This window comes from Frigoribacterium sp. PhB107 (genome assembly GCF_003751515.1).
Classification (GTDB): domain Bacteria; phylum Actinomycetota; class Actinomycetes; order Actinomycetales; family Microbacteriaceae; genus Frigoribacterium.
In genome coordinates, this window is the sequence record NZ_RJKU01000001.1 from 1,034,725 (window position 1) to 1,053,399 (window position 18,675).

At 69.4% G+C, this 18,675-nt stretch carries 26 protein-coding genes and 1 tRNA gene; 26 read left to right on the forward strand and 1 reads right to left on the reverse strand.

The genetic code is table 11. From position 1 onward, the window contains the following. Positions 1 to 9: 9 nt before the first annotated feature. Genes EDF18_RS16695 through EDF18_RS04725 form a run of 11 tightly spaced genes read left to right on the forward strand, consistent with a single transcriptional unit; the run spans position 10 to position 6,989 of the window. A complete protein-coding gene (locus EDF18_RS16695; RefSeq protein ID WP_255416171.1) occupies positions 10 to 141 on the forward strand; it encodes a hypothetical protein in 132 nt (43 codons plus the stop codon). Then, positions 138 to 950: a hypothetical protein gene (locus EDF18_RS04690; RefSeq protein WP_148050038.1), complete on the forward strand. Its 813-nt coding sequence runs from the start codon at positions 138 to 140 to the stop codon at positions 948 to 950. Before EDF18_RS16695 ends, EDF18_RS04690 begins: the two co-directional genes overlap by 4 nt. After that, complete coding sequence (locus tag EDF18_RS04695; RefSeq protein ID WP_123546601.1) at positions 943 to 2,316, forward strand: ParB/RepB/Spo0J family partition protein; 1,374 nt, start codon at positions 943 to 945, stop codon at positions 2,314 to 2,316. The genes EDF18_RS04690 and EDF18_RS04695 overlap by 8 nt, the downstream gene beginning before the upstream one ends. Beyond that, complete coding sequence (locus EDF18_RS16240) at positions 2,313 to 2,669, forward strand: hypothetical protein (protein WP_158614613.1); 357 nt, start codon at positions 2,313 to 2,315, stop codon at positions 2,667 to 2,669. The genes EDF18_RS04695 and EDF18_RS16240 overlap by 4 nt, the downstream gene beginning before the upstream one ends. Further along, positions 2,660 to 3,514 (forward strand): helix-turn-helix domain-containing protein, encoded by an 855-nt coding sequence (locus EDF18_RS04700; protein ID WP_158614614.1) that lies wholly within the window; start codon positions 2,660 to 2,662, stop codon positions 3,512 to 3,514. Before EDF18_RS16240 ends, EDF18_RS04700 begins: the two co-directional genes overlap by 10 nt. Further along, positions 3,465 to 3,815, forward strand: coding sequence for a hypothetical protein (locus EDF18_RS04705; RefSeq protein ID WP_123546603.1), 351 nt, complete (start codon positions 3,465 to 3,467; stop codon positions 3,813 to 3,815). Before EDF18_RS04700 ends, EDF18_RS04705 begins: the two co-directional genes overlap by 50 nt. After that, a complete protein-coding gene (locus EDF18_RS04710; protein ID WP_123546604.1) occupies positions 3,808 to 5,124 on the forward strand; it encodes a replicative DNA helicase in 1,317 nt (438 codons plus the stop codon). The genes EDF18_RS04705 and EDF18_RS04710 overlap by 8 nt, the downstream gene beginning before the upstream one ends. A 10-nt stretch (positions 5,125 to 5,134) precedes the next feature. Continuing rightward, positions 5,135 to 5,350, forward strand: a complete 216-nt coding sequence (locus EDF18_RS16120) for a hypothetical protein (protein ID WP_148050039.1) — start codon at positions 5,135 to 5,137, stop codon at positions 5,348 to 5,350. 18 nt (positions 5,351 to 5,368) lie between these two features. Continuing rightward, on the forward strand, positions 5,369 to 5,851 hold the full coding sequence (locus EDF18_RS04715) for a single-stranded DNA-binding protein (RefSeq protein WP_123546605.1): 483 nt from the start codon (positions 5,369 to 5,371) through the stop codon (positions 5,849 to 5,851). Continuing rightward, positions 5,851 to 6,087 (forward strand): hypothetical protein, encoded by a 237-nt coding sequence (locus EDF18_RS04720; RefSeq protein WP_123546606.1) that lies wholly within the window; start codon positions 5,851 to 5,853, stop codon positions 6,085 to 6,087. The genes EDF18_RS04715 and EDF18_RS04720 overlap by 1 nt, the downstream gene beginning before the upstream one ends. Continuing rightward, a complete protein-coding gene (locus EDF18_RS04725) occupies positions 6,084 to 6,989 on the forward strand; it encodes a helix-turn-helix domain-containing protein (protein ID WP_123546607.1) in 906 nt (301 codons plus the stop codon). Before EDF18_RS04720 ends, EDF18_RS04725 begins: the two co-directional genes overlap by 4 nt. Before the next feature lie 236 nt (positions 6,990 to 7,225). Here EDF18_RS04725 and EDF18_RS04730 read toward each other — a convergent pair whose 3' ends face one another. Then, complete coding sequence (locus EDF18_RS04730) at positions 7,226 to 7,639, reverse strand: hypothetical protein (RefSeq protein WP_148050040.1); 414 nt, start codon at positions 7,637 to 7,639, stop codon at positions 7,226 to 7,228. Positions 7,640 to 7,830: 191 nt separating this feature from the next. Between EDF18_RS04730 and EDF18_RS04735 the strand changes: the two genes are divergently transcribed. From EDF18_RS04735 to EDF18_RS04800, 15 genes are all read left to right on the forward strand, one after another. After that, positions 7,831 to 8,469 (forward strand): D-alanyl-D-alanine carboxypeptidase family protein, encoded by a 639-nt coding sequence (locus EDF18_RS04735; RefSeq protein WP_158614615.1) that lies wholly within the window; start codon positions 7,831 to 7,833, stop codon positions 8,467 to 8,469. A gap of 131 nt (positions 8,470 to 8,600) precedes the next feature. After that, entirely contained in the window at positions 8,601 to 9,335 is a 735-nt protein-coding gene (locus tag EDF18_RS16245; RefSeq protein WP_158614616.1) for a M23 family metallopeptidase, read from the forward strand. Between the two features lie 21 nt (positions 9,336 to 9,356). Next, positions 9,357 to 9,426 (forward strand) — tRNA-OTHER (locus EDF18_RS16250). 148 nt (positions 9,427 to 9,574) lie between these two features. Further along, on the forward strand, positions 9,575 to 9,862 hold the full coding sequence (locus tag EDF18_RS04745; RefSeq protein ID WP_148050041.1) for an HNH endonuclease: 288 nt from the start codon (positions 9,575 to 9,577) through the stop codon (positions 9,860 to 9,862). A gap of 341 nt (positions 9,863 to 10,203) precedes the next feature. Further along, positions 10,204 to 10,533, forward strand: a complete 330-nt coding sequence (locus EDF18_RS16255) for a DUF4145 domain-containing protein (protein ID WP_158614617.1) — start codon at positions 10,204 to 10,206, stop codon at positions 10,531 to 10,533. 117 nt (positions 10,534 to 10,650) lie between these two features. Continuing rightward, positions 10,651 to 11,115, forward strand: coding sequence for a hypothetical protein (locus EDF18_RS04755; RefSeq protein ID WP_123546613.1), 465 nt, complete (start codon positions 10,651 to 10,653; stop codon positions 11,113 to 11,115). A gap of 100 nt (positions 11,116 to 11,215) precedes the next feature. Next, the gene (locus EDF18_RS04760) at positions 11,216 to 12,727 is read left to right on the forward strand and encodes a terminase (RefSeq protein ID WP_148050043.1); all 1,512 of its coding nucleotides are present in this window, start codon (positions 11,216 to 11,218) and stop codon (positions 12,725 to 12,727) included. Between the two features lie 16 nt (positions 12,728 to 12,743). Next, a complete protein-coding gene (locus EDF18_RS04765; RefSeq protein WP_199732322.1) occupies positions 12,744 to 14,699 on the forward strand; it encodes a phage portal protein in 1,956 nt (651 codons plus the stop codon). A 9-nt stretch (positions 14,700 to 14,708) separates the two neighbouring features. Continuing rightward, on the forward strand, positions 14,709 to 15,485 hold the full coding sequence (locus EDF18_RS04770; protein ID WP_123546615.1) for an HK97 family phage prohead protease: 777 nt from the start codon (positions 14,709 to 14,711) through the stop codon (positions 15,483 to 15,485). 13 nt (positions 15,486 to 15,498) lie between these two features. Then, positions 15,499 to 16,707, forward strand: a complete 1,209-nt coding sequence (locus EDF18_RS04775) for a phage major capsid protein (RefSeq protein ID WP_123546616.1) — start codon at positions 15,499 to 15,501, stop codon at positions 16,705 to 16,707. 62 nt (positions 16,708 to 16,769) lie between these two features. Next, on the forward strand, positions 16,770 to 17,063 hold the full coding sequence (locus EDF18_RS04780; protein ID WP_123546617.1) for a hypothetical protein: 294 nt from the start codon (positions 16,770 to 16,772) through the stop codon (positions 17,061 to 17,063). A gap of 9 nt (positions 17,064 to 17,072) precedes the next feature. Continuing rightward, positions 17,073 to 17,627 carry a hypothetical protein gene (locus EDF18_RS04785; protein ID WP_123546618.1) on the forward strand — a complete coding sequence of 185 codons (555 nt, stop codon included), beginning with the start codon at positions 17,073 to 17,075 and terminating at the stop codon, positions 17,625 to 17,627. Continuing rightward, a complete protein-coding gene (locus EDF18_RS04790; protein ID WP_148050044.1) occupies positions 17,624 to 17,962 on the forward strand; it encodes a hypothetical protein in 339 nt (112 codons plus the stop codon). The genes EDF18_RS04785 and EDF18_RS04790 overlap by 4 nt, the downstream gene beginning before the upstream one ends. Further along, entirely contained in the window at positions 17,962 to 18,222 is a 261-nt protein-coding gene (locus tag EDF18_RS04795) for a hypothetical protein (protein WP_123546620.1), read from the forward strand. The genes EDF18_RS04790 and EDF18_RS04795 overlap by 1 nt, the downstream gene beginning before the upstream one ends. Then, on the forward strand, positions 18,215 to 18,634 hold the full coding sequence (locus EDF18_RS04800; RefSeq protein WP_148050045.1) for a hypothetical protein: 420 nt from the start codon (positions 18,215 to 18,217) through the stop codon (positions 18,632 to 18,634). Before EDF18_RS04795 ends, EDF18_RS04800 begins: the two co-directional genes overlap by 8 nt. Positions 18,635 to 18,675: the final 41 nt, after the last annotated feature.

The following is an 18,675-nucleotide window of genomic DNA, read 5'->3' on the forward strand; positions in this document are numbered from 1 at the left end:
GGAACAATCGTGACCCGGCCGACGAACGTTGACGCCGCAGCCATTTTCGAACGGTCCCAGGAGATTCTCGACGACCAACCTTGGCTGTCGCAGGACCAGGCCAAGGACGCCGCTCGGCGCGAGCTCGGGGTGCTCTCGTGAGCGGCGCGGATCTTTTCGTCGACGGGTTCCCTCACGGGACGCCAGCGGGCTACGAGCAGGGGTGCCGCGGTGGCGCGTGCCCGGCGAAGGTCGAGACGGGGCAGTCCTGCCGTGAGGCCAACGTGCGGGCGAGCAGCGACTACGGCTACCGCCGCCTGGTGCAGTCCGGTGCGTCGGTCGAAGCGCTGGCGCAGCCCGAGGTCGCCTCGGCCCCGGCCCCGAAGGTGAAGCCGAGGGCACGTCGCGGCGCCGATCTGCTGATGGCACCGCTCGGGCAGCACAAGCCGAAGCCGAAGCCGTCGGCGCCCGTCGTCGTCGCGGAACCGCAGCCCGTTCCCGAGCTCGTGCCGTCAGCGCCGGCCGCCGAGGAGGTGCCCGAAGTAGTGCCCGAGGCTCCGGCCGAGGTCGCGCCCAGCATGCACGGCACGCCGCAGGGCTACCGGAAGGGCTGCCGCGACCACTGCCCCGGAGGCCCTGACGGGCGCACGTGCCGCGAAGCGATCTCGGACTACCAGCGTGAGCGGAAGGCAGTTCGCGCCGCTCAGGGCGCGCCTGCACCTGCCGCCCCGCCCGTCGTCGAGGAGCAGCCACCAGCCGAGCCCGTCGAAGCAGCCCCGGCGCTCGAGCACGAGGAGCCGCCGGCCGATGCCGACGAGATCCCCGTCACGTTGACGCCACCGCAGGCGGGCCTCGACTTCCACGCGATCGCGAACGCACTCGAAGCGTTCTCGTTCGCTTTCCACCAGCTGAGCACCGCCCTGGGCCGCGACAGCCGCGACCAGGTCACCGAAGGAGAACACCATGTCTGAGTCCATCGAGCGTGTCGATCCGTCGACGCTCATCATCGCCGCGAACGTCCGCACCGAGACGAAGATCTCGAAGGAGTTCGTCGCGAGCATCAAGCAGCACGGCGTGAAGGTGCCGATCACGGTGCAGCGCGTCGACGAGGGCCTTGCGGTCATCGACGGGCAGCGGCGCACTCTCGCCGCCGTCGACGCTGGCGTGGCCGACGTGCCCGTGTTCGTCGTCGAGCCACTGTCGGACGAAAAGGTCCGCATCGTCGACCAGCTCATCGTGAACGACCAGCGCGAGAGCCTCGGGGGTGCCGAGACGGCGGCCGCGGTCAAGCAGCTCGAGCTGTTCGGCATGACCGCCGCCGTGATCGCCAAGAGAACCGGCTTCAAGCGCGACGTCGTGAACACCGCGATCTCAGTCGGTTCGAGCGAGGCGGCGTCGACGGCGATGCGCGAGCACCAGGTGTCGTTCGAGGTAGCGGCGGTCATCGCCGAGTTCGAAGACGACGCAGAGGCGCAGAGCGCGCTCGTCGAGTACGCCACGAAGGGCTACGGCCTGACGCACTACGCGCAGCAGTGGCGCGACCAGCGGGCCCGCGAGGCGCTCGAGGCGGAGATCGAGGCCACGGAGGGCGTCACGCTCATCAAGGTGCCGTCTTACGACCAGGCCGACCCTAAGCCCGTCCTCAGCCTCTACCTCGACGAGGCCAAGACGCAGTCCCTGGCCGACGTCGCCCACGAGCGCCTCGTGGAGCTGGCCGGCGACGGGCTGTGCGCGTACGCCGGCACCACATGGGTGGGCGGCGAGCGGCTGCTCGGGCCGCAGTACGCGGTGAAGGGCTGGAAGGACCGCGGGCTGTTCGGCTACGAGCACGGCTCGACCACGCCGACCACCCCGGAGGAGGTCGAAACCCAGAAGCAGCAGCGGCGCCTGGACCGGCAGACCACGAAGGACTGGGCCTCGGCTACGACCGTCCGCCTGGCATGGCTCGCCGAGCTCGTCCAGCGCAAGGCCCTGCCGAAGGGGTGGGAGCTCGAGGTCAGCCGGCACGTCGTCAGCACGGCGTCGACCAACTTCTCGCCGAACCAGTGGGGCGCCGTCGCCGCGATCCTGCAGCTGCCCGACGCCACCAGCTCCTACTCGCGGCGCGACGACGTCGGAACGTGGCTCGAGCAGCACCCGGCGCGGGCGCCGCACGTCGCCGTTGCGGTCGCCTTCGCCGCCATCGAGGGCCGCCAGGACTTCGACCGCAAGGGGTGGCAGGCCTACGACGCCGCCGACCGAATCCGCCGGTACCTGCTCACGCTGCAGGGCTGGGGCTACGAGCTCAGCGATGTCGAGGCGCGCATCGCTGGCGTCGAGGAGGCCGCGGCCGCGTGAGCAGCCCGACACCGCGAGGGCTTCTGGCCGTGCTCGACCAGCGCGACGGCCACCGCTGCGCCTGGACCGGCCAGGAGTCCGACCGGCTCGTCCCGCAGCACCGTCAAGGCGGCGCCGGCGGACGCCGCGACAAGCACCGCCCGTCGAACGTCGTCTGGCTCGACAGCATCCTGAACGGCCGCATCGAGGCCGAGCCGGATCTGCAGGCCGAGGCGCTGCGGCGGGGCATCAAGATCTCGGGCTTCGGCGACCCGAGCACGACACCGATCGAGCACGCCGTGCACGGCCTCGTCCTCCTGGACGACGCAGGCCGGTGGCACCCAGCACCAGAGGAGGCAACACCATGGCGATGACCGACAGCGGCACGCCAGACACCCCGGGCTTCGCGGCCGTCCCGAACTGGATGATCCGCGACACCACGATCAGCACCTACGCGATCGCCGTCTACGCGGCTCTGGCGTCCCACAGCGGCCGCGGGGGCATCCACCCGTCACACGAAACGATCGCCGCCGAGGCGAGGTGCAGCGCCCGCAAGGTGCAGGACGCCCTGGACGAGCTGCGGGCTCTCGGAGTCGTCGTTTCGATGCGCAGGAACGGTCGAGGCGGCCGGACGAGCAACAGCTACACGTTGCACCCGAACGGCATGGAGGTATCGGCACACGGTGCCGTTACCCAGCAGGGCCCAACGGCACGGGGAGACGTCGGTAACGGCACCACATGCCGTCAGGTAACGGCACCACGTGCCGAGGAAGAAGAACCCAGTGAAGAAGAACCCGAGAAGAAGACCCCCCTACCCCCTGCGGGGGTGAACCGGGATGTCACGAAGGTGACCGGTGTCGAGGATCTGTTCCGCGAGTTCTACGAGGTCTACCCGCGGCACGTCGCGAAGCAGGCAGCCGAGAAGGCGTTCCGGAAGGCGATCGCGCAGAAGGGCGTGACCGCGGGCGACGTCATCGAGGGGGCCCGGCGGTTCGCCGCGGACCCGAACCTGCCCGAGCGGCAGTACGTGCCGCATCCGGCCTCGTGGCTGAACGCGGGCCGGTGGGACGACGAGCCCCTGCCGCCGCGTGCCGGCGGTCGGGCGCAGGAGAAGCAGCAGGCAGCGGTCGCGCTTGTGCGCGGCTACCAGGAGCGAGAGGAGCAGGAGCATGAAGAAGTCGGAGCTGGCACTCGTCCTCGCCTGGGTCTCGTCCGTTGACGGGCGCCTGGTGAACGAGATGACCGTCGAGGCGTGGCACGAACTCGTCGGCGGCTACGACGGCGCAGCCGTGGCCGGTGCGGTCCGGGAGCACTACCTCGAGCACGCCAGGAACATCTACCCGGCCGACGTCATCGAGCGGCTCGGCGTCGACCGCAACCTCGGCCAGCTGCCGAACGCGACCGACGAGCTGCTCGCAGAGCAGAAGGCGGACTGGTGCGCCGACCACGGCATCACCGTCGAGGAGTTCGACGAGCACGAGGACGACCACGAGTGGATCCGGGCGGTGCAGCGTGGCTGACGCGATCGCGGACCTCAGCCGGACCCCGCAGCACGACGTCGGCGCTGAGCAGTACGTCGTCGGCTCGCTCATGCTCTCGGCCAAGGCCATCTGGGAAGTGTTGGACAGCCTTGTGCCGTCCGACTTCTGGCTGCCGAAGCACGAGGTCATCGTGACCGCCGCGGCGCGCATGGCGCACCAGAACCAGCCGATCGACGTCATCACGCTCATGGACGAGCTCGGCCGGTCCGGCGAGCTCGAGAAGGCCGGCGGGGTCGAGTACCTCCACGTGCTGAACGGGGCCCCGTCGACGGCGACGAACGTCGGCTACTACGTCGACATCGTGAAGGACCGGGCGCTGCGCCGACGGCTGCAGGAGGCCGGCATGCGGGTCGCGCAGATGGGCCAGTCGGCCGAGGGCGACGCGTTCGAGCTCGCCGACCTCGCCCGGGCCGAGATGGACGGTGTCGCCGCCGGCGCCCGCGTCGACGTGCACGCCGTCGGCTCGACCATCGACCAGCTCATCAACCGGCTCGACGAGAAGCCGGACTACGTCCCGACGCCGTGGCCGTCCCTCGACAAGCTGATCGGCGGCCTCGCGGCGGGAAACCTCGTCATCGTCGGCGCCCGCCCCGGCGAGGGGAAGACGATCGTCGGTCTGCAGTGTGCGACACGGCTCGCTCACGAGGGGCTGGTGGCGTTCATCAGCCTCGAGATGGGCGAGGACGAGCTGCAGATCCGCCTGATCGCGCAGTACGGCGAGGTCCACATGAAGTCTCTGCGGAACCGGAACCTGAACAAGGAGCAGTGGGGCCGTGTGGCGATCGCCCGGCAGCGATTCCAGGAGGCCCCGATCTACATCGGCGACGACATCTCGACGCTGACGCAGATCCGCTCGTTCGTCCGGTCGGTGGCGCGGAAGGGGAAGCTCGCCGGCGTCGTCATCGACTACCTGCAGCTGATCGAGGGCGGCGGGAAGGAGAACCGGCAACAGGACGTGGCCGAGTTCAGCCGCGGCCTCAAGAAGATGGCGAAGCAGCTGCAGGTGCCGGTCATCGCCCTCTCGCAGCTGTCGCGGCCGCCGCAGGGCCGGACGTCGCGAACGCCGCTGCTGACGGACCTGCGGGAGTCGGGCGCGATCGAGCAGGACGCCGACGTGGTGCTTCTCCTGTCGTACGACCGAGCGAAGAAGCCGGGCGACCTCGAGGTCGTGGTGGCGAAGAACCGGCACGGCGAGATGGGGACGGTCGTCCTCGACTGGCAGGGCCAGTTCGCACGGCTGCGTGACAAGACCTGGGACCCGTTCGGGTCGACCCAGCTGGACATCTGAGGAGGACGCCATGCCGATTACGAGAGCAAAACACGTCCCCATCGCAGACGCGTGGGGCAACAACGAGGGTGCCGTGCACGTCGAGCTGCCGGAAGGCCCGCAGGACATGTCGGTGGTCGAGGCGCAGGAGTTCCGCGACCTCCTCGACACCGTCATCACGGAGGTGCTCGACACCGTCAGCCTCCGCACCACCAGCACAGACCACACACACGAACCGGCTCTTTGAGCCAGGAAGCAGATCATCATGGGAAACCCGAACATCACCATCAACGGCCGCTTGTCGAAGGACCCCGAGGGCCGCACGGCGAACGGAAAGAGCGTCGCCGAGATCACGGTGCCGCAGCAGCGGTCGAGGCGCACCGACGACGGCCGGTGGGAGAACGTCGGCGGCACGTCGTGGCTCACGGCGACGTTCTGGGAGGGCGACGCGGACGCGGTCATGGCGTCCCTCTCGAAGGGCTCCGAGGTCATCGTGACCGGGCAGCTCGCGACGCAGGCCTACCGGACCCGGGAGGGCGAGGACCGCACGAAGCTGGTCATCGAGTTCCCGAAGGTCGCCCTCGTGCTCAAGGCGGGCCAGGCGGCCGGCGGCGGGGCACAGCAGGGCGTGGCGGCCCCGCAGGAGCCGTGGGCGTCCACCCCGCCCGCTCAGGACGCATGGGCCACAGCGAGCCCCGGGGCTGCACCCGCTGCCGGCGGCACGTACAACGACGAGACGCCGTTCTGATGGGCGACAAGCTCGAGGCCGCCCTGCACGGCTCGGAACCGTTCGACATCGTGCACGACAAGCTGCCCGGCTCGGTCCCGCTCGACACCACTCCGGCCCCGGTCGACCGCGTGAAGCTGCTGACGTGGCTGCGGTCGAAGAAGGGCCTTCGCAACCCGCTGACGGGCTCGATCTACGAGGGCATGGTGACCCGGATCGAGCGCGGCGACTTCGACACAGAGGAGGCCCGCCGATGAGCGAGCTCGACACCCTGACCACCCCCACCGACGAGGACCTGCTCCACCTCGCCGCCGCCCGCGCCCGCCGCCGCCTCCTCGAAGCCGACGGCCTGGTTGCCTACATCCGCACCCTCGTCGTCCCGCCCCTCGGCGGAGCCTCCGACGGCATGCCCCGCGCCGCCTCGAAGACACCCCCGCTGCCGCTCCGCGCGGACGCCGTCGACGACACCGACGACACATACGCCCGCCTCATCGAGTGGGTGTCGTACTGGGCAGGGCAGCTCACCACCGAGCCGCCCGTCGCCCTGCAGGTGAAGTGGGCGGCGAAGGACGAGCCCGCCGGGTTCCGTGCCGGCACCACCCCCGCCGGCGCCGGGCTGCTCGTGAAGATGCTCACCACGTGGCTTCTCACCAGGCAGGACCAGATCCTCGGCCAGCCCGCCGCGCAGGAGTACCTCGACGACGTCGCCGACATCGTCTGGAAGCTCCGGTCGAAGTACCCGCGTGCGCCCCGCCCTGAGCGTGGCGTCCTCGAGCGGCCCTGCCCTGTCTGCGACCGCTTCACGTTCGGGGCGACGTGGCCGGGCCAGGCGGCCGTCGAGGAGTTCGAGCTCGTCTGCTCGTTCTGTGGGCACTCCGAGGCGGCTGCCGCGTTCATCCGCGACGGCCGGGTCCGGGAGCTGCTTCACGAGCTGCGCGAGGAGCACGCCGACCCGCGGTCCGAGTGGTGGACGAAGCGGCAGGCGCAGATGGAGCTCGACATCGGGAAGACGACCCTGAACCGGTACATCGCCGACGGGGACCTGCAGACCTATACGGTCGATGGCACGGTCTACGTGAGCACCGAGGACCTGCTCACCCTGTGGCGCACGAAGCGCGCCGCGAGCAGGGGCGTGGCTGCCCCTCACCGGGAGATCTGACACGCCGCACCCGCGCTGTTGCAAGGGTGGGTCGCCGTGCACTAGCCTGGCGCCAGCGAACAACTCCGCCGAGGTCATCTCGACGTACACACGAAGCCCCCTCCACCGTGAGGGGGCTTCGTCGTTCCCCCACTCCTCCTTCCGTCGCCTTTGCGCGGGGAGCGGGCTGACCCACCGGCTGTCGGAAGCGACCGGGTCCTGCACGGCCGTGCACCTTCGGGTGGTGCACGGCCGTGTCACCCCCAGGCGTCCCAGATACCCGCGGCGGTGGCGCAGCCGAGCGCGATGATGCCCCACCACGCTTCGGCGGGCGTCTGCCGTGCTGCGGCACCGCTAGCTGGGCTTGCGCCGTCGTTAGCTTTTGGCGTAGGTGAGTAGCCGTATTGACGGAGACGGTCCTCAAGCCAGCGACCTTCCCTCGGGAAGACAGTCGTGTCATCGGCCTTCCTCGCGAACGCTGCAGCCACACGTTGTTCGTACTCCGCTTTGACTTCCTGCCGAATGAGGGATTCCCTCGCCGCCGCCGTCTGCGCCGTCTCCGCCGCACGCCACTTGCGCAACGCGCTGAGGCCTGCGAGCAAGCCGATGACGAACGCGGCAAGCACCAACACCGTCAGCCCGACGGACTTGATCACTTCTGCTGTCGACATGGCGCGACCGTACAGCAGCCTCATCTTTCGACGCGCACGTGCACGCTCGCCACGCGAATCCGAGCAACCACCTCCCTGGCCGGGGGGACGATGTCGCGCCCGCGACCTCGTGAGCAACAACGAAGGAGATTCATATTCCAGCATGGGGAGGCCAAACCAATGGCCAGATACCTACCTCAGCGATGACACCGGTGGCGGCTGACGTCGCCGGTTCGGGCTACCTGCGCCCAGACGCGAAGACGCAGTACGACGCCCTGAACAGCGCGTTTCAGACCAGGTTCGGCAAGGCCCTGCGCATCACCGAGGGCTACCGCCCATTCGCTCGGCAGGACGCGCTTTTCCGCGAGCGCTACGTCGTCGATGCGGGCGGCGGTATCTACTACGCCGGACAGCGCTGGACGAAGCGTCCGGAAGCAAGTGTCGCCGCAGTCCCTGGCGAGTCGAACCACGGGTGGGGCACCGCCTGTGACTTCGGCGCCGGCGTCAACGTCGGCGGAAGCGCCGAGAACAACTGGATGGACGCCAACGCACCCGCGTTCGGTTACAACCCGACAGTGCCCAGCGAGCCCTGGCACTTCGATTACACACGCAGCTACAACGACCAAGGAGACGACGATTTGACCCCCGAGCAGGACCAGCGACTGAAGAACCTCGAGGCCATCCTGGCCGTCGACAACGGCGGCGGGATGCGTGCCGTGCTCGCCGACGTGCAGACGAACGCCTACCAGGCGGCCTCGCGCAGCAAGAACGTCGAGGCGATCGTCGCCGTCGACAACGGCGGTGGCATCCGTGCCGCGGTGAACGCCATCCGCGCCAAGCTCGGCGCGTAGCAACACCCCGCCTCGCCACGCATGGCGTGCTGCCCGTTCAAGCCGGGCCGAGGCACTCTTCCGCGCCCGCTGGCGATGTCCCGTGCACGCTCGTCACGTCTAATCCGAGCAACCACCTCCCTGGCCGGAGGGTGATCGCGCAACCGTGCGGTCTCACGCAAGAAAGAACGGAGATACCCATCTCAGGTCCATACGGAACGGTCGTCTGGCCAGTCGACCCCCACCCAGCACCGGACTCCAGGTACGGGCAGCAGTACGGCGCACCACGCAGCTACGGCAGCCACACGGGCTGCGACTACGTCGTAGACCCGAACACGCCGATCCGCGCGATCGCTGACGGCACCGTCACCGAGTCCAGGACCCTCAACGGCGCCGCGGGCAACTGTGTCGGCATCGATCACGGGGGGTTCTCGAGCCGCTACCTGCACATGATCCGTCCGCCTTCGGTTCCTCTCGGAGCCAGGGTCTCGGCCGGTGACGTCATCGGCTACGTCGGCTCGACGGGCTCGTCCAGCGTCAACCACCTACACATCGACGTGCGTCTCAACGGTGCCACCACCGACCCGCACGTCTTCTTCCAGCAGTACGTGGGCCCAGGCTCCACGCCCACCACCCCTACCAAGAAAGCACCCAAGAACATGCTCCTCATCAGCTCCACCCAGAACCTCGACGGCGCCGCAGCTGGCTACGTCGCCGTCGTCGGTGTCCGCACACTGCGCCACGTGACCACCATCGAGCAGCTCGACGCGCTGCGCACGGCGGGCCTCGAGCTCAAGCAGCTCACGCGGGACCAGTTCTACAACGTGATCAACGGCCTCTCGATCCCGCGAGCGGCCATCAGCGACAACGCGGACTACGCCCGCTGATCCACCCTCACCCTGTGAGGTCGACCTCTCGTCCAGCGGTCTAGGACGCTGCCCCACGGCAGAGACCCCGGTTCGAATCCGGGGAGGTCACTTCGGTGCACCCCGCCCACACACACGCCTATCGGCGGCGCGTCCCCACCTCACCGGCTGACCCCTGGTCCCGTGGCTGCGAGCGCTGCACACCTCGCTGCTGGGGTGAGCGTGCACCGATCCCACTCTGACCACGCTCGGGAGGCCTAATGCCCCGCGTCGCTGGCCGCCGGCACCGTGAGATGCGCGCCGACGAGAAGGCCCGCTGGTCCGAGGAGAACCGCCCCTGCTGCATCTGCGGCATGGCGACGATCGACTGGGACGCACAAGCGAATGAGCCCGACGCGTTCGAGCTCGAGCACCCGCTGCCGGTGAAGACGCACCCCGAGCTCGAGTTCGAGCCCACGAACCGGAAGCCCAGCCACCACCGCTGCAACCGAGGCAAGGGCGCCGGGCAGATCCTCCCCACCATCGGGACCACCTCGGAGACGTGGTGACGGTGGAGCCTGGCATAGTTCCTGACATGCCCTCACGCCTGTGCCCCTACTGCAAGTCCATCTCCGACATGGCGCCCGTGTGGTCGGGCAGCGAGGTCACGTTTCAGCACGGGTACACCGTGAGGTACACGGGGCGCGCTGCGTGCGTGTGCTCGAACTGTCGCAACGTCACCACTGTTGTCGAACTCGGAACTGAGTCCAACTGGGCGCAGATGTCGCCGCACGAAGTGCGGCAACAGTTGGACGGTGCGGACGAGCTTGTGTGGTCACCACTCGCGGCCGCAGCGCCGGACTATCCGCGTGTGCCCGCACACGTCGCACGGTGCGCCCAGGAAGCGCACATGAGTCACAGCATCGGAGCCGAGGCGGCCAGCATCCTCATGGCCCGGACCACCATCGAAGCAACGGCCAAGAGCAAGGGCATCGTCAAGGGAAACCTCTACGCGAAGATCGAGGAGCTCAGCAACACAGGCGTCATCCGGGCCTCAGCCCTATCCGTGGCCCACGCCATTCGCCATCTCGGCAACGACATGGCGCACGGAGACGTCGAAGATGCACCCAGCGCTGAAGATGCCAGCGACGCCCTACAACTGATGGACCTCATCCTCAACGAGGTCTTCCAAGCGACGAACCTCGCGGAGGAGATCCTCGCCCGACGCAAGCAGGGGTAGGGGCGGCCACATCGCCACCTACCCGACCCCAGGACCATTCGCCGGTAGTGATCTTCCCCATCCGGGGTCGGATGTCCGCGGACGTCGTGTCCGCGTCCGCAGCATGAGGAGGTCGTCGTGGGGATGACGCCGGAGGAGCGGAAGGCAAAGGACGCTGAGCGGAAGCGTCTGAGGCGGGCTGAGCTGCGTGCTGAGCGTCCTGCGGTGCCGTCTCGGACGGTGGACGCGGCGGACGCGTCCGTGCCGCGTGTGATGCGTGATGCGGTGGAGGCGTCGCTGGCTGCGATGAAGTGGCTGACGCCGTCGGATGCTGGCGCGGTTGCGCAGGCGCGGATGCTCGCGGAGCAGGTGGACCTGCTAACGGCTGCGGGTGCGACGACGAAGCTGCTGTCGGCTCATGGGCGGCTCGCGGCGACGCTCGGCTCTCTCGCGGGGACGCCGACGATGCGGATGCAGCACGAGCTCCGGTCGCTACGTGCGGCGGGCAAGACGGACGAGGAGGGCGACGCTGATGACGACGACTCCGAGCAGCCCGACAACGTCACGGCCCTCCCGAGGCCGAGGGCGCGCCGACCGGCCTAAGCGGTACGGGTCGGTCGTTCCGCGCATCTGGACGCCGCCGCTGCGGACGCTGACGCCGGAGACGTCGCTCGGCTTCGACTGCATCGAGTTCGCGGACTGGGTGCGTGATCGCCTTGAGCAGATCGCCGCTGCGGACCCGGAGCAGGCGGATGTGCTCGAGATCGTGCCGCGGCTCCTCGAGTGGCAGCGGTGGGTGCTGATCCACGCGCTCGAGCTGCTCGACGGCCCGGACCTGATCTTCCGGTTCCGGACCATTTTGCTGCTGGTCTCGCGCCAGAACGGCAAGACCGTGATCCTCATCTACCTGCTGCTGTGGCGCCTCTTCCAGGACGGCGCGCGGACCATCGTGGGGACCGCTCAGTCGCTCGACATCGCCGAAGAGGCGTGGGACGCCGTGCGGCAGGTAGCCGAGGCCATCCCCGAACTGTCTAACGACGTGAAGAAGATCCGCACGGCGAACGGCCGGCAGGCGATCATCCTCGACACGAACCAGCGGTACAAGATCGCGGCGGCCAACCGTCGCGGCGGCCGCGGCCTCTCCGGTGACCACGTGGTCCTCGACGAGCTCCGCGAGCACCAGTCCTGGGACTCCTGGGCGTCGGTGTCGAAGACGACCCTCGCGCGGAAGCGTGCGCAGGTGTGGGGCGTCTCGAACGCTGGCGACTCGCTCTCGGTCGTGCTCCGGCACCTGCGGGGTGTGGCCCTGGCGGCGCTCGGCATCGACGAGATGCACGACACACCCGCGGGCGACGTCGACGACCTGGTCGACGAGGACGGCGAAGAGCTCGAGGTCGACATCGACGAGTCGGCTCTCGGGATCTTCGAGTACTCGGCGGCGCCCGACGCCCCGATGGACGACCGTGACGCGTGGGCGCAGGCGAACCCGTCGATGGGTCACACGATCCCGGAGGCGGCGATCGCGGCCGCGCTGGCCACGGACCCCGAGCACGTGTTCCTGACCGAGGTCATGTGCCGGTTCGTGAACACTGCCGCCTCGGGCCCGTTCCCGAACAGGTCGTGGGAAGCGACCCGCGCCGAGAAGGTCACACGCGACACGGACCGGCCGGCGACGTACTGCGTCGACACGTCGTGGAACCGGCAGATGACCCACGTGGCGCTCGCGTTCTGGGACACCGACGGGCGACGCCGAGTAGAGATCGCGGCGTCCCGGGCGGGCACGGAGTGGGTCATCCCGTGGCTGCTGTCCCCGGAGCGGAAGATCGAGCCCGAGTTCGTGACCCTGCAGACGCGAGGCGCGCCGGTCTCATCCCTCGTGCCTGACTTCGAGAACGCGGGCATCGAACTCGTCGAGTGGGGCGGCCCGGACCTGTCCCGGGCGTCGGGTGTCATCTTCGACGCCGTGCGCCGCGCGGTCGACGAGGACGCCCCCGAGGTCGTCATCACCCACGGCAACCAGCCGGTGCTGGACCTCGCGGCGACGACGGCGGTCATGAAGCCGCTGTCGGACGGCTGGACCATCGACCGGCAGAAGTCGCCCCAGGACGCCGCCCCGCTGCTCGCGGTCATGGGCGCGCTGTGGCTGCTGAACACCAACCCGGAGCCGACCGGCTCTGCATACGACGACGAGGACGCGGGCGTGCTCGTGTTCTAGAACGCTGGGAGGCGCCGTGGGACTGCTGGACTTCATCCGCGGCGTGAGCAACGAGATCCGCCCGAACGTGCCCGTCGAGTACATCAACCACCTGACGAGCTCGGTCCTGAACCGCACGCCTGAGGACATGTGGCGCACGCAGCCGGCGCTTCGTTCGGTCGTGTCGTTCCGTGCCCGGAACGTCGCGCAGCTCGGCCTGCACACGTTCCAGCGTGACGGTGAGAGCCGGGAGCGTGTACGGGACAACCCGGTGGCGCAGCTGCTCCGCCGGCCGAACGACCACCAGACGACGTACGAGCTGGTCTACGACCTCGTCGCGATGCTCGACCTCTACGACCGGGCGTTCTGGGCCGTGAGCCCGGACGACAGCGCGCCGTCGGGATGGTCGATCCGGTCCGTGCCGGCGCCCTGGGTGGTCGGCAAGGCGGGCGGTGACTTCTGGGGCCCTGCCGAGTGGATCATCGCTCCTCCCGGGGAGGCTCAGTTCCGGGTGCCGGCGTCGGCGATCATCGCCTTCACCGGCTGGTCGCCGCTCTCGAGCACGTCGGGCACGCCCCCGATCGATGCCCTGAAGCAGACCCTCGCGGAGCAGATCAGCGCGCAGGAGTTCCGCCTGCAGATGTGGAAGCGCGGCGGCCGCGTCGGCACGTACCTGACCCGGCCCGCGACCGCGCCGAAGTGGGACAAGGTCGCGCGGGACCGGTTCCGCGACTCGTTCAAGGAGTACACGAACAGCGGGTCGAAGGCAGGCGGGACACCGTTGCTCGAGGACGGCATCGAGATGAAGCGGGTCGGCTTCACGGCCCGCGAAGAGGAGTACATCGAGTCGGCGAAGCTCGCCATCTCGACGGTCGCCTCGGTCTACCACGTGAACCCGACCATGATCGGGCAGCTCGACAACGCGAACTTCGCGAACGTCCGCGAGTTCCGCCGGATGCTCTACACGGAGACGCTCGGCCCGCTGATCGCGCAGATCGAGGACCGGCTGAACGCGTTCCTCGTGCCGCAGCTGACGGACGAGGACGGCGTCTACGTCGAGTTCAACATCGGCGAGAAGCTGCAGGGCTCGTTCGAGGAGCAGGCGGCAGTCCTGTCGACGTCGGTGGGTGGTCCGTGGATGTCTCGCAACGAGGCCCGCGGCCGGAACAACCTGCCGGCGATCGAGGGCGGGGACGAGCTGATCGTGCCGCTGAACGTCCTGGTCGGCGGACAGGCATCACCGCAGGACGGCGGCGACCCCATCGGCACCCTGGCGGCGCTCGCGTCCCTGGTGAGCCGTCGGGCACCGTCTCCTGCTCAGCGAGGGTCACGGCTGAAGGCGCGTGCCGACGAGGAACAGGTCGACGAGCTCGCGAAGGTGTTCTCGTCGTTCTTCGAGCGGCAGGCGCGGGTCGTGAAGTCCCAGCTGTTCGCGAAGGCTGCGGGCTGGTGGGACGAGGAGCGGTGGGTGAAGGAGCTCACTGACGACCTCGCCGCTGCTGCGGTGCCGCTATCGACGGCGGTCGCCGTGAAGGCGCTCGCGCAGTCGGGCCTGGACCCTGATGAGTACGACGAGGGCCGCACGATCGCGTACCTGCGAGCGGTGGCCGCGAACACTGCGGGCCGAGTCAACTCGGCGACGAAGGCGCAGCTCGACGCGGCGCTCCTCGATGACGACCCTTCGGCCGCGATCGACAACGTCTTCGAGGTCTCGGCGGACAGCCGGTCGTCGCAGGCGGGGCAGACACTCACGACCGGCGTCGCCATGTTCGCGACCGTCGAGGCCGTGAAGCAGGTCGGTGGCGACGACACGACGAAGACATGGGTCGTCACGTCGCGGAACCCGCGCAGCTCGCACGCCGCCATGGCGGGCGAGACCGTCCCCATCAACGAACCGTTCTCGAACGGCGCGAACTGGCCTGGTGACTCCTCGGCGCTCGACGTCGACGAGGTCGCCGGGTGCACGTGCGACGTCGAGCTCACCTTCCCGTAGGAGGAACGCATGATCACGAAGACCGCACCTCTGAAGGTGAAGGCGGGCCCGGAGGACGGGCTCGCTGACGGGGAATTCCTCGTCTACCCGTCGACGTTCACGAAGACGCCGGACTCGTACGGCGACGTCGTCGCGCCCGGCGCCTTCCTCGACACGATCGAGGAGTGGAAGGCGTCGGGCCACACCCTGCCCGGCCTGTACGGGCACCGCTTCGACGACCCGGACTTCTACGTCGCGTCGGCGCTCGAGATGGGCGAGGACGAGCACGGCTGGTGGGTCAAGGGCGTGTTCGACCTCGAGTCCCCGAAGGGCGCGCAGGTCTACCGCCTGGTGAAGGGCCGCCGGCTCACGCAGTTGTCCTTCGCGTTCGATGTCCTCGACGAGGGCCTGGTCGAGCTCGACGACGGCGTGAAGGCGAACGAGCTGCGCCGGCTGAAGGTCTACGAGTTCTCGTTCGTGCCGATCGGCGCGAACCAGGACACGTCGGTCGTTGCGGTGAAGGCCGCGGTCGACACCTTCGCTCACGCGGCCAAGGCAGGCCGGGTCTTCTCGGCCAAGAACGAAGACGAACTCCGTGCGGTGCTGACGTCGATCGACGGCGCCCGTGACGGAGTCCTGAAGCTCCTCTCCGAGCTCGACCCCGACGGGGGCGACGACGGGGAGGGAACACCCGCAGGCGAAGCCAGCGCAGATCCGGCCAAGGACGAGGAGCCCTCCGGGGCCAAGTCCGAGGAGCCCAGTCGTGCGTCCGCCGAGCTGCGACGAATCGAACTGTCCCTCATCTAGAAAGGAGCCCCGCATGGGTCTCAAGGAACAGCTCGCCGCGGCCCGCAAGGACGCCGGCGAGTTCATCGCCAGGCTCAAGGCCGACGGCCACGAGGTCACCGACGAGGAGCTCGCCGAGGCGCGCACGAAGTCGGACCTCGTGAAGGCACTCGAGTCGCGTGTCGAGCGCCAGGACGCCCTGAAGGGCTTCGAGGGCCTCGGGGCGGTCGACGAGACGCCGCAGAACGAGGCGCCCGCCCGCAGCCTGGGTGAGCACTTCGCGAAGGCCGTCGGCGACACCCTGCGCATCGCACGCGGCAAGAAGGGCTTCTCGGTGTCCGCACCGGAGTTCAAGGCCGCCACGGACGCGCAGTCCATCCCGACGGTCGTCGCCCCGGCGCTGACCACGATCGACACGAACATCGTCACCGGTGTCCGTCGTCGCCTCACCGTCGCGGACCTCCTCGGCTCGGAGACGATCAGCGGCAACGCGCTGACGTACTTCGTCGAGGGCGCGCTCGAGGGCGACTTCGCCACGGTCGCCGAGCTCGGCAAGAAGCCGCAGCTGCACTTCGGCGACCCGACCCCGGTCACCGAGGCCCTCGCGAAGATCGCCGGCTTCCTCAAGGAGTCCGACGAGATCCTCGAGGACGTACCGTGGCTCGTCTCGGCGATCAACAACCGGCTGCTGTACCAGCTCGGCCTCGTCGAGGAGAACCAGCTCCTCTCGGGCACGGGCACGGGCGGCAACATCCGCGGCCTGCTCAACCGCTCCGGCCTGCAGGTCATCACGGCCGCCAACCGCACCGACAACGCGGACGCCCTGTTCCGCGCCATCACCGCGGTCGGCCTGAACGGCGGCATCGAGGCGGACGGCCTGGTCATCAACCCGGCCGACTACCAGACGCTGCGCCTCTCGAAGGACGGCAACGGCCAGTACTTCGGCGGCGGGTTCTTCGCCGGCGAGTACGGCCAGGGCGGCATCGTCCAGCAGCCGCCCGTCTGGGGCCTCCGCACCGTCGTGACCCCGGCGATCGCTCAGGGCACCGCCCTGGTCGGCGCCTACGGCCAGGCCGCGTCGGTCATCCGCAAGGGCGGCGTGCGCGTCGAGACGACGAACTCGGACGTCGACGACTTCGAGTACAACCGCGTCACGGTCCGGGCGGAGGAGCGTCTCGCGCTCGCCGTGCGTCGTCCCGCGGGCTTCGCGAAGGTCACCCTCTCGTCGGCCGCGCCGGCCTGATCCACCCCGGCGGGGCCGTCGACTGGCGGCCCCGCCCCTGATCCCTCGGAAGGGGAAGCAACATGGCACTGAAGGACTACAGGTTCCAGGGCTCGACGTTCCAGTTCGAGGACGGCGAGGTGCCGGAGGGCGCCGTCGACCTCGAGCAGGAACGCGCCGAGCGCAAGGCCGCCGCCGCCGAGGCTGCTGCTGAGCAGGCGGCGATCGACGAGGCGAACCGTCTGGCGACGGAGGCGGCCCAGGCTGACGCCGACCGTGCGGCCAAGGAGCAGGCCGCCGCCGACGAGGCCGCAGCGTCGGTGAAGGCCAACCAGGAGCGGGCGAACAAGGCCGCTCCGAAGCCCGCCAACAAGTAGGAGGCCACCGTGGCAGAGCTCGATTCGTTCGCGAAGCCCGAGGACATGGAGTCGCGCACCGAGGGGCTCATCCCCACGACGCGCCCGTTCCTCGACGAGGCTCTCGCCGCGGCCTCCCTCGCCATCCGCAACCACTGCGGCTGGCACATCGCCCCCGTCGTCGAGCAGGTGCAGTACGCCGGTGGACGCGACACGGTGTTCCTCCCCAGCCGGAGGATCACCGAGCTCGTGTTCGTCGTCAACGACGGCACCGTGCTCGACGCGGGGGCGCTCGACTTCGACGAGGACACGGGGCAGGTGTTCGGCCCTCGCTGGTCGGCGCGACGCCGGGGTCTCGTCATCACGTACCGGCACGGGCTCGACACGATCCCGGCCGACGTCGTCGACCTGACGCTGCAGGTCGCGGCTCGGGCGCTTGGGTCGCCGCTCGGCGTCACCCGGGAGCAGTCCCTCGCGTCGTCCATCACATGGACCGCGACCGCTGCTGGTGTCGCCGGCGGGACCGTGCTCCTGGCGCACGAGAAGGACAGCCTCGCGGCGTACACGCTGGGGTGGACCTCGTGAGGCCGTCGTTCGCGCGAGAGACCATCACACGGCTCCGCTACCCACTCGTCGACGACCACGGAACACCGAGGGTCGACTACGACTCTCCGCCGGCCGAGGACCCGATCGACCGGTGCTGGCTCGAACCCACGGGGTCGCAGGAGGTCGGGGACGGGCGCACCGCGGTCCTCACCGGCTACACGGTCGACGCCCCCTGGGAGGCCGACATTACGGCCGCTGACCGCGTCCGGTACGGCGGAGTCCTCTTCGACGTCGACGGGCAGCCCCTCAAGGTTCCGTCCCCCACTGGTGCGCTGCGGTCGACGCGGCTGGCCCTGAGAGTCTGGGAGGGCTGATGGCAGGCGAAGTGCGTTTCGAGCTGAACCAGAACGCCGTCCGAGAACTGCTCAAGGGCGCCGACATCACGGCGGAGCTGCAGCGGAGAGCTGCGGGCGTCGTCGCTGCCACGGGTGGCGATGCCGACGACTACACGATCCTCACGGCCGTTGGTCGGAACCGGGTCGGCGTCTACGTCGTCACCCGCAGCACAGCCGCGAAGCGCGCCGAGGCCGAGGACCGCACCCTCACGCGAGCCCTGGACGGTGGCCGTGCCTGACGCCGAACTGATCGTGTTCGCGGACCCGGAACAGGTCCTCGTCGACCACCTCGGATCGGCCCTCGCCGCTCTTCCGGAGTTCGTAGGGGTCCCTGTCTCCGGGCGGATCCCGTCACCCCGGCCGACTCGCTTCGTGCGTGTCAGGGTCGTCGGCGGCACACAGACCGACCTCATCAGCGACGTGCCGACCCTCGTCGTCGAGGCGTACGCGTCCCTCGACACGACCGCGTCGCGGCTCGCCGCCATCTGCCGGGCGTTGCTCGAGCAGGGCGGCCGGGCTGGGTACCTCGCTGGCACCCCATGCCGGTCCGTCGATGTCGTCGGCCGACCCCAGAACCTGCCGGATCCGCTCACCGAGCAGACCCGGTACACGGCGACCTACGCCGTCTCGCTCCGCGGTTCCCGCGCGTAGCACCACCACAACACCTGACCGCCCCCGGGCGGTCTCACTGC

What these genes read in the sequence shown, in the direction of transcription:
- EDF18_RS04745 (WP_148050041.1), top strand. Translation starts at nt 9,575, where the DNA reads ATGCCCCGCGTCGCTGGCCGCCGGCACCGTGAGATGCGCGCCGACGAG.
- EDF18_RS04775 (WP_123546616.1), top strand. Translation starts at nt 15,499, where the DNA reads ATGGGTCTCAAGGAACAGCTCGCCGCGGCCCGCAAGGACGCCGGCGAG.
- EDF18_RS04725 (WP_123546607.1), top strand. Translation starts at nt 6,084, where the DNA reads ATGAGCGAGCTCGACACCCTGACCACCCCCACCGACGAGGACCTGCTC.
- EDF18_RS04715 (WP_123546605.1), top strand. Translation starts at nt 5,369, where the DNA reads ATGGGAAACCCGAACATCACCATCAACGGCCGCTTGTCGAAGGACCCC.
- EDF18_RS16120 (WP_148050039.1), top strand. Translation starts at nt 5,135, where the DNA reads ATGCCGATTACGAGAGCAAAACACGTCCCCATCGCAGACGCGTGGGGC.
- EDF18_RS04780 (WP_123546617.1), top strand. Translation starts at nt 16,770, where the DNA reads ATGGCACTGAAGGACTACAGGTTCCAGGGCTCGACGTTCCAGTTCGAG.
- EDF18_RS04730 (WP_148050040.1), bottom strand. Translation starts at nt 7,639, where the DNA reads ATGTCGACAGCAGAAGTGATCAAGTCCGTCGGGCTGACGGTGTTGGTG.
- EDF18_RS04695 (WP_123546601.1), top strand. Translation starts at nt 943, where the DNA reads ATGTCTGAGTCCATCGAGCGTGTCGATCCGTCGACGCTCATCATCGCC.
- EDF18_RS04700 (WP_158614614.1), top strand. Translation starts at nt 2,660, where the DNA reads ATGGCGATGACCGACAGCGGCACGCCAGACACCCCGGGCTTCGCGGCC.
- EDF18_RS04770 (WP_123546615.1), top strand. Translation starts at nt 14,709, where the DNA reads ATGATCACGAAGACCGCACCTCTGAAGGTGAAGGCGGGCCCGGAGGAC.
- EDF18_RS04705 (WP_123546603.1), top strand. Translation starts at nt 3,465, where the DNA reads ATGAAGAAGTCGGAGCTGGCACTCGTCCTCGCCTGGGTCTCGTCCGTT.
- EDF18_RS04795 (WP_123546620.1), top strand. Translation starts at nt 17,962, where the DNA reads ATGGCAGGCGAAGTGCGTTTCGAGCTGAACCAGAACGCCGTCCGAGAA.
- EDF18_RS04720 (WP_123546606.1), top strand. Translation starts at nt 5,851, where the DNA reads ATGGGCGACAAGCTCGAGGCCGCCCTGCACGGCTCGGAACCGTTCGAC.
- EDF18_RS16255 (WP_158614617.1), top strand. Translation starts at nt 10,204, where the DNA reads ATGAGTCACAGCATCGGAGCCGAGGCGGCCAGCATCCTCATGGCCCGG.